This is a genomic window from Faecalibacillus sp. MSK20_93 (genome assembly GCF_020589945.1).
Lineage (GTDB): Bacteria > Bacillota_I > Bacilli_A > Erysipelotrichales > Coprobacillaceae > Faecalibacillus > Faecalibacillus intestinalis.
The window spans coordinates 1-7387 of record NZ_JAJDKA010000087.1 but is presented as its reverse complement, the minus strand read 5'-3'; the positions used below and the strand labels follow the sequence as shown (position 1 = coordinate 7387).

The window sequence follows — 7387 nt, the reverse complement described above, 5'->3', positions numbered from 1 at the left end:
GTAGATCAGCAGATAAAAGAGGGAGAACAGACAAGCAATGTGAAAGCAACCTATATTGTAAAAGTCCATGTGGACGCTGACGGGGATATGGTAATCGTTCAGAACCCTACCCTTGCACCAGCAATCGAAAAATCGGACTATGAGCCAAAGACACCAGAACCAGACGCAAGCGTGGACGCTGATACCGTAAACGACGCTACCGCATTTCTGGAAACATTCTTTAAGCTCTATCCAACAGCTACGGAAAAAGAGCTTGCTTACTATGTATCTGGAAATGTGATTGAGCCTATCGGCAGGGACTATCTTTATTCTGAACTGGTAAACCCTATCTTTACAAAGGACGGGGACAATGTGGAAGTCAAGGTAGCCGTGAAATTCCTTGATATTCAGACAAAAGCGACGCAGGTATCACAGTACGAGCTTGTGTTACAAAAGGATAGTAACTGGAAGATTGTAGGATAAATGATATAAAAAGACCGTAGTCTGTAACACACATTTATGTGCCTTACAGCTACGGTTATTTTTGAAATTGATTGCGTATATCCTTGTCTTTACGAAACGCTATTTTAGCAGACTTCATTAAATCTACTAAGAAACGTACTTCGTATTCATCACAGTCTGAAAAAATATCTTTTGCTTCTTTTTCAAAAACGATTTTAGAAGCAATCACATTATCGCATAAAAGAGTATCGACTGATACAGAAAGTGCATTGGCAATCGCAATCAAGGTTGGTAAACTGACTTTTGTTTTTCCTGTTTCTACATTACTCATGTGAGCTGGTGTAATGTCTATAAGGTCGGCAACGGTTTCTTGTGTTACGCCCTTTTTAATTCTTGCAATTTTAATCCGCTGTCCGATTGCTTTGTAATCAACTTCCACAGTTTCCTCTCCTTTCCTGCTTTTTTATATTGTAACCATTCGCAGAGTGTAATATAATACTCTGTGTAAATGAACAATTCTTTCAGTATATATTCAGGCTAAAAAGTTTAAAATATGGAAGAATATAAATGCAAAGGGGGGTATGTCTATATGTTAAGATTTCGTAAAAAGGATAGCAAAGAGCTTATAAAAAGAATGGCTAAAACAAATGGCTGTTCGGTATCTGAAATTCGCAGAGAAATGCAGTATGCTATTGATGAAGCTAGAAATAGTGATGACCCAAACAAGCAAGCGGAATTTCAACGCTTATTTGGAAATAAGATACCCAGTCCAGAAGAATTTATTTGTGTAGTTAGCAAGAATTTAAAATTTTAGTAAATACGGAGCGTGAACAATGAAAAAATCAGAAACGCAGGAACAGGAATTTTTAGAAGTTTGTTCTTCTTACGACCATGACCTTTTAACTGGAAAAAGAGAAATGACATTGAAAGACTATGAACGAATTACTTATTTAGTTAGTTCTCTTGGGTATAGTCAATATCTTCAATTCCTTATTGGAAAATATATGGACTTATCACAAGCTGATGAAGAACGAGAAGAAAGAGAACATGAAATATATTTGGAATATCCAGAGTATTATGAGGACGAGGGGATTTTGGAAGAAGAAGAAAAATGGCTGGAAGAATTTTTAAATCAACTTCCAAAGAAGAAAAAAGAACATTTCAAGCAACTAATTGAAAAAGGTCAAAACTACTAAAAAAACAAAGTTACTGTATTCAGATATGCTGATCACAGTAACTTTATTTTAGCTTAACCCACAAAAATATATGGATTTTGTTTATGATTTTTATTACAATTAAGATAATTATGATATGTACGAGGAGTGATAAATTTGCATACAATTCTTGTGTTGGAAGATGATATAGAATTAAATAATACTATTTGTTGTTCTTTGGAAAAAAATGGTTATCGGGTTATGGGGGCTAGAACTTGTGAAGAAGCAAAAAACTACGCAAATAGTTATACCTTTCACATGGCAATTTTGGATATAAATTTACCAGACGGTAATGGATTTCAATTTTGCAAATGGTTAAAAGCTAGAAGTAATACATTGATTTTATTTTTATCCGCTAAGGATTTGGAAACTGATATTTTAAATGGATATGAACTTGGAGCAGACGACTATGTGACAAAGCCCTTTTCTATGAGAATTTTGCTGAAAAAAGTGTATGTAATCTTATCCAGAAAGTCACAAGAAGCGAATATTTATGATGATGGCTTTCTAAAAGTAGATTTTGAACTTGGTATCGTTCAACAAGGAGTAAATGAATGCTTACTTTCCCCCACAGAATATCGTATTTTAAAAAAACTGATTGAGAATAAAGGGAAACTACTTACCTATTCCGTTTTATTAGATTCTTTATGGGACGAGGGAGTACAAATTACAGACAAGCATACTCTTGCAGTAAATATCAACAGATTGCGTAAAAAGATTGAAACCGAGGAACACTCTTATATTTCAAATGTATATGGAATGGGTTATATATGGAAGTAATGATTTTTATAATATTTTTTTCGTTAGTGTTTATCACTACTTTTGCACTTTGGAAATATGTTCGTTTGAAACATGATGTTTATGAATATACAGAGAAACTGGATAATACTATAAACTATATGTTAAAAAACGGAGAATTAAAAACAACTCCCTATGAAAACGATGATTTGTGGGAAAAAATTTATGAGAAGCTGGTTCGTCTTTCCCATCTGTATACTCATAAAAATTTAGAGATTTCAGAAGAAAAAGATAAACTGAAAGAGCTAGTGTCTGATATTTCTCATCAAACAAAAACATCGATTGCTAATATAAAACTCTATTTAGAGATAATGACGGATGAATCAGATTTTAAGAAAAATCAAGAATACATGAGAAAAATGAACGGTCAAATAGATAAGTTGGATTTTCTTCTGCAAAGCATGGTAAAAATGTCACGGCTTGAAACTGGAACAATTAAAATCCAAAAACAAAATGTCCTTCTTGCCGATACTCTCGCTATGGCGATCAGTAACGTAGTAATAAAGGCAGATAAGAAAAACATTAAGATTGATGTGCAGTATGATGAACAGCTAATGCTAAAACATGATAAAAAATGGACAGCAGAAGCAATTTTTAATATTTTAGATAATGCAGTAAAATATACAGAAGTTGGCGGAAATATTCATGTTGTTGTGTGCAGGCAAGAACTTTTTACAAAAATCAGCATTGAGGATACAGGAAAAGGTATTGCACCAGAGCGACAAGCGACTATTTTTACTCGGTTCTATCGAGAACCAGAGGTACATGATAAAGAGGGAATCGGTATTGGCTTATATTTAGCTAGAGAAATCATCACGCTACAAAATGGATATATTGAAGTACAGTCACAAATTGGACAAGGAAGCAAGTTTATAATATATCTTCCAAATCGGGATTAAGAAAAATCACAGTTTTGTGATTTTTTCTTTTTGTGACTGGTTTGTGATTTTTATGCTTTATCATGTAAGTCAGGAGGTGAAATCATGAGAATCAAAAAATCGACGGTATTTCTGACAATGTTCGTTTTATTATTGGCTTTTACCGGTTGCCAGAATGAAAGCTCCAGTACTGACGAAAATAAACAAACGAAGAGCACAGCAAGTGATAAGGTTATTTATAACCAAAAAGACTTGCAAAACCCTCAAAAATTAGAAATTTCAGAAGATGGAACTGTTGAAATGGAAATAAAGAGTATGACTGAACCAGATAATATTCTCCCAGAAAATAAATCTATTTTTCTTTCTATTACATCAAAGAAAGATACAGATGTTTCTTTGCAATATACTTATGATACATATGGAAAAGAGGGGGCATTGTTTTGTTGCGAATTAAAAGAAAAGAATGGTGTTAAAACTACATTAGAGCCTTTATCTTCTTTCTACTTGTCTCAAACTTCTGAAGAAAACTACAAAGAAACATGGTTGACAAATGGCGTGTTTTTGAAAAAAGGGGAAAATGTGTTTTATTTGAATGGTAAAGACCAAACATTTCCTTATCGTATGATACTTAAAGTAACTTTTTTTGAACCAGAAAAGATAGATAGCGTTATTCTTTATCCGATAGAAAAATAAGGAGGACTTGATTATGAAAAATGTGATTGTCAAAACACAGGCTTTAAAAAAATATTACCAAACAGGGAATCAGACCGTAAGAGCATTAGATGGTGTGAATTTTGAAGTTGCTGAACGAGAATTTGTTTCTATCGTCGGAAAATCAGGTAGTGGAAAAAGTACGCTTCTACATATGATTGGTGGATTAGATACGCCCAGCAGTGGAACTGTTATTGTTGATGGACTAAATCTTGAAACATTAAATTCGGAACAACTTGCTCTTTTCAGAAGAAGAAAAGTAGGATTTATTTTTCAGCAGTATAATCTAATACCCGACTTGAATGTGTATGATAATATTACTTTTCCTCTTGAGTTAGATGGTACGCAAATTGATAAAGATTTTATTCAGGAACTATTGGAAACATTAAATATCTCGGATAAACAAGAAATGCTCCCTGCAATGTTGTCTGGTGGAGAACAACAGCGTGTAGCGATTATACGAGCTTTAGCAACAAAACCTGCGATTATCCTTGCAGACGAGCCAACAGGAAATCTTGATACTTCTACCAGTCATGATGTAATCGGATTATTGAAAATGTTAAGTAGACAATATCAACAAACATTGATTGTAATTACACATGATAATGATATTGCACAAATGGCGGACAGAATTGTTCAGATTGAGGACGGAAAAATATCAACTAAAGGAAGTGATTTCCATGTTAGCGAATAATAATGAGGCAATCATCAATAAACTTGCAAAAAACAGCGTTAAAACAAATAAGAAGCAATATGCAATTTTGTTTTTCACAATAATATTATCTGCATTTATGCTTTTCTGTGTATTTACAATCGGTATGACTTATCTGAATTCGAGTAGATTGCAGAACACACGCTTAAATGGAGCTGAATATGATATTGTAACTATGAACGGTTTTACATCAGAGCAACTTAATACTTTACAGCAAAACGAGAATATACGGAGCGTAGGTATAGAATCCTATGCTGGATTTATCCAAAGTACAGAGTACGATAAGACTGTTGAAATTGGATTGTTATGGTGTGATGAAGTATTCTGGGATAATTTGATGTCGCCTGCCAGAACAAAATTAGATGGACACTATCCGCAAAATAAAAATGAATTGATGGTTACAAAAGATATTTTGAAAACCTGTGGAAATGAAAATCTGTCTGTCGGAGATAGTCTTATTTTAACTTATGAAAATAATACAGGTGTTTATACAGACGAATTTGTTATCAGTGGTATATGGGACGGTTATGGAGATACATCTGCTGGATTTGTGTCAAAAGCCTTTTATGACGAAACGGGATATGATTTAAAAAATAATGGAATCCTTTGCATAAAACTGAACTGTAACTATGTTTTTCCAACTACAATACAGTCCATAGAAAAATCTTTAGATTTCTCAGACAGGCAAATCTTTGCACCGACAGGTTATATCGAAAATTCTTTTAAGTTATTGCTTGGTATATGCGGTCTGGCTCTTGTTATATGTTTAAGTGCCTATCTTCTGATTTACAATATTTTGTATCTGTCTGTTTCAGGAAAGATACGATATTATGGATTGCTTCAATCTCTGGGTATGACAAAGAAACAGCTTGTTCGTTTCATAATTAAGCAAATGATACTTGTCGGAATATTAGGTATATTTATCGGAAATCTGTTGGGTATTATTTTATGTATGAAATTAGTTCCTTATATTCTCGGAATATTAGGTATATCGACTGGAAATATGACATTGCAGTTTAATCCAGTGATTTTAATTGTAAGTATTGTTGTGACTATTTTTTCTATTATTCTGGGAATGAAAAAGCCGATTCAAATTGCAACAAAAGTTACACCGGTAGAAGCTACAAAATATAGAGAATGTATATCGAATGGTAAAAGGTATAAAAAGAAAAAAGGGGCTTTCTTCTGGAGAATGGCATTTGAACAATTTAAGAAAGATAAAAAGAAAACAGTTGTTGTCTTACTATCGCTGGCAACAAGTTTATCTGTATTTTATTGCCTTACAACGATCATAAGTAGTCAGGGAGAAAGAACGGTACTGCCTAACTACTGGAACGCCGATTTTATTGTTCAAAACCAGACACAAACCACAGAGGATATAAATTCTCTTAAACCAGCTATAGAGGATTCTTTTGTTGAAGAAATAAGAAAGCTGGACGGCATTAAAGACTTCCATCTTGTAGAGGGAACACCTATTATTTTCCCGTATGTGTTAAACAGTTTTTCTGATATGTGGATAACGAATTATATAGACAGAACACCTTATTTATCTTCTGAAGATGTTAAAGCAGATTATAAAGCGAATCCATCAAACTATTATGGTATGCTAATCGGTATTGATGAAGAACAATTTGATTATGTAAATCAATCACTGGATAATCCTATTGATAAACAAGATTTTCTGAATGGAGAAAGTTGTATTGTGCAATATGAAGGCTCTGAAATACCAAAAGAATATTTGAATCAGCGAGTTTTCTTTAATCTTCAAGGAAAGCAATATGAAATTACCGTTGAAGCTGTGTCGTATGACACACAGTACAGCGGAAGAGATATAGGTGCTTCGTTGATTGTAAGTCAAGACTATTTAAATAGCCTGATTTCTAAGCCGACAACATTAAATATGTATATTTACTATAATCAAAAATATGACGAAGTGTTAGAAAAAAAGATTACATCTCTTGTAGAGGATAGTCCATATAGTAATGACTTACACATTGAATCTCAATTTGAGAATATGAGAACAATTCAAGAATCGCAGGGAGAAATGATGGAAATAGGCACAATAATCGCTTTATTGCTTCTGCTGGTTGGAGTCTTAAATTATACAAATACAATCGCAAGCAGTATTCAGAATCGAAAATTAACATTTTCTGTTATGGAAAGTATTGGAATGTCCAAAAAACAGATAAATCAACTGTTAATTCGAGAGGGGGTTTTATATGCACTTTTCTCTGTATTTATTACATTGACGATTGGTTCAGTTATCACTTATATTTGCTTTGAATCCATGAATTATATGGAGATTCCATTTAATGTACCAGTGTTTCCTTTATTCAGTGCTATTATTCTTGTCATGCTGATATGTATGATAACACCTCTTCTATCCTATAAAAAACTTGCAGGAAATCGCTCTATCGTAGAACGATTAAGAGATTATGAATAGCTTTAAGTACAACCATATACACTCAAACACCAACTAACAACAGTACATCAAAAAATAAATTTAATAAGACATTTAAAGCTCGTATAGAACTATATGTTTTGTACGGGCTTTTTTCATACCTGAAAAAAATTAAATTTTTTCAAAAGAGGTCATTAAATCACACCTTTCATTCCCTATATGGTGCGGAAAG

Annotated in this window: 9 protein-coding genes; 8 read left to right on the top strand and 1 reads right to left on the bottom strand. The window is 33.2% G+C overall.

The genetic code is table 11. The annotated features are described in order from the left end of the window. The coding region (locus LJD34_RS15130) for a conjugal transfer protein (protein WP_227360290.1) at positions 1-462 on the top strand (462 nt) is incomplete at its 5' end. A 55-nt stretch (positions 463-517) separates the two neighbouring features. Here LJD34_RS15130 and LJD34_RS15125 read toward each other — a convergent pair. Continuing rightward, on the bottom strand, positions 518-880 hold the full coding sequence (locus tag LJD34_RS15125; RefSeq protein WP_009290080.1) for a helix-turn-helix domain-containing protein: 363 nt from the start codon (positions 878-880) through the stop codon (positions 518-520). A gap of 150 nt (positions 881-1030) precedes the next feature. Here LJD34_RS15125 and LJD34_RS15120 point away from each other — a divergent pair, with 150 nt between their 5' ends. The 7 genes from LJD34_RS15120 to LJD34_RS15090 all read left to right on the top strand — a co-directional run bounded on the left by LJD34_RS15120 (position 1031) and on the right by LJD34_RS15090 (position 7197). Then, positions 1031-1255 carry a sporulation initiation factor Spo0A C-terminal domain-containing protein gene (locus tag LJD34_RS15120; protein WP_009319960.1) on the top strand — a complete coding sequence of 75 codons (225 nt, stop codon included), beginning with the start codon at positions 1031-1033 and terminating at the stop codon, positions 1253-1255. A 19-nt stretch (positions 1256-1274) separates the two neighbouring features. Continuing rightward, positions 1275-1637 carry a hypothetical protein gene (locus tag LJD34_RS15115; protein WP_009319961.1) on the top strand — a complete coding sequence of 121 codons (363 nt, stop codon included), beginning with the start codon at positions 1275-1277 and terminating at the stop codon, positions 1635-1637. A gap of 135 nt (positions 1638-1772) precedes the next feature. Next, positions 1773-2435 carry a response regulator transcription factor gene (locus LJD34_RS15110; RefSeq protein ID WP_009319962.1) on the top strand — a complete coding sequence of 221 codons (663 nt, stop codon included), beginning with the start codon at positions 1773-1775 and terminating at the stop codon, positions 2433-2435. Further along, a complete protein-coding gene (locus LJD34_RS15105) occupies positions 2426-3352 on the top strand; it encodes a sensor histidine kinase (RefSeq protein ID WP_009319963.1) in 927 nt (308 codons plus the stop codon). The genes LJD34_RS15110 and LJD34_RS15105 overlap by 10 nt, the downstream gene beginning before the upstream one ends. 84 nt (positions 3353-3436) lie before the next feature. After that, positions 3437-4024, top strand: a complete 588-nt coding sequence (locus tag LJD34_RS15100; protein ID WP_009319964.1) for a hypothetical protein — start codon at positions 3437-3439, stop codon at positions 4022-4024. A 13-nt stretch (positions 4025-4037) separates the two neighbouring features. Beyond that, on the top strand, positions 4038-4736 hold the full coding sequence (locus LJD34_RS15095) for an ABC transporter ATP-binding protein (RefSeq protein ID WP_009319965.1): 699 nt from the start codon (positions 4038-4040) through the stop codon (positions 4734-4736). After that, positions 4723-7197 carry an FtsX-like permease family protein gene (locus LJD34_RS15090; RefSeq protein ID WP_009319966.1) on the top strand — a complete coding sequence of 825 codons (2475 nt, stop codon included), beginning with the start codon at positions 4723-4725 and terminating at the stop codon, positions 7195-7197. Before LJD34_RS15095 ends, LJD34_RS15090 begins: the two co-directional genes overlap by 14 nt. Positions 7198-7387 lie beyond the last annotated feature (190 nt).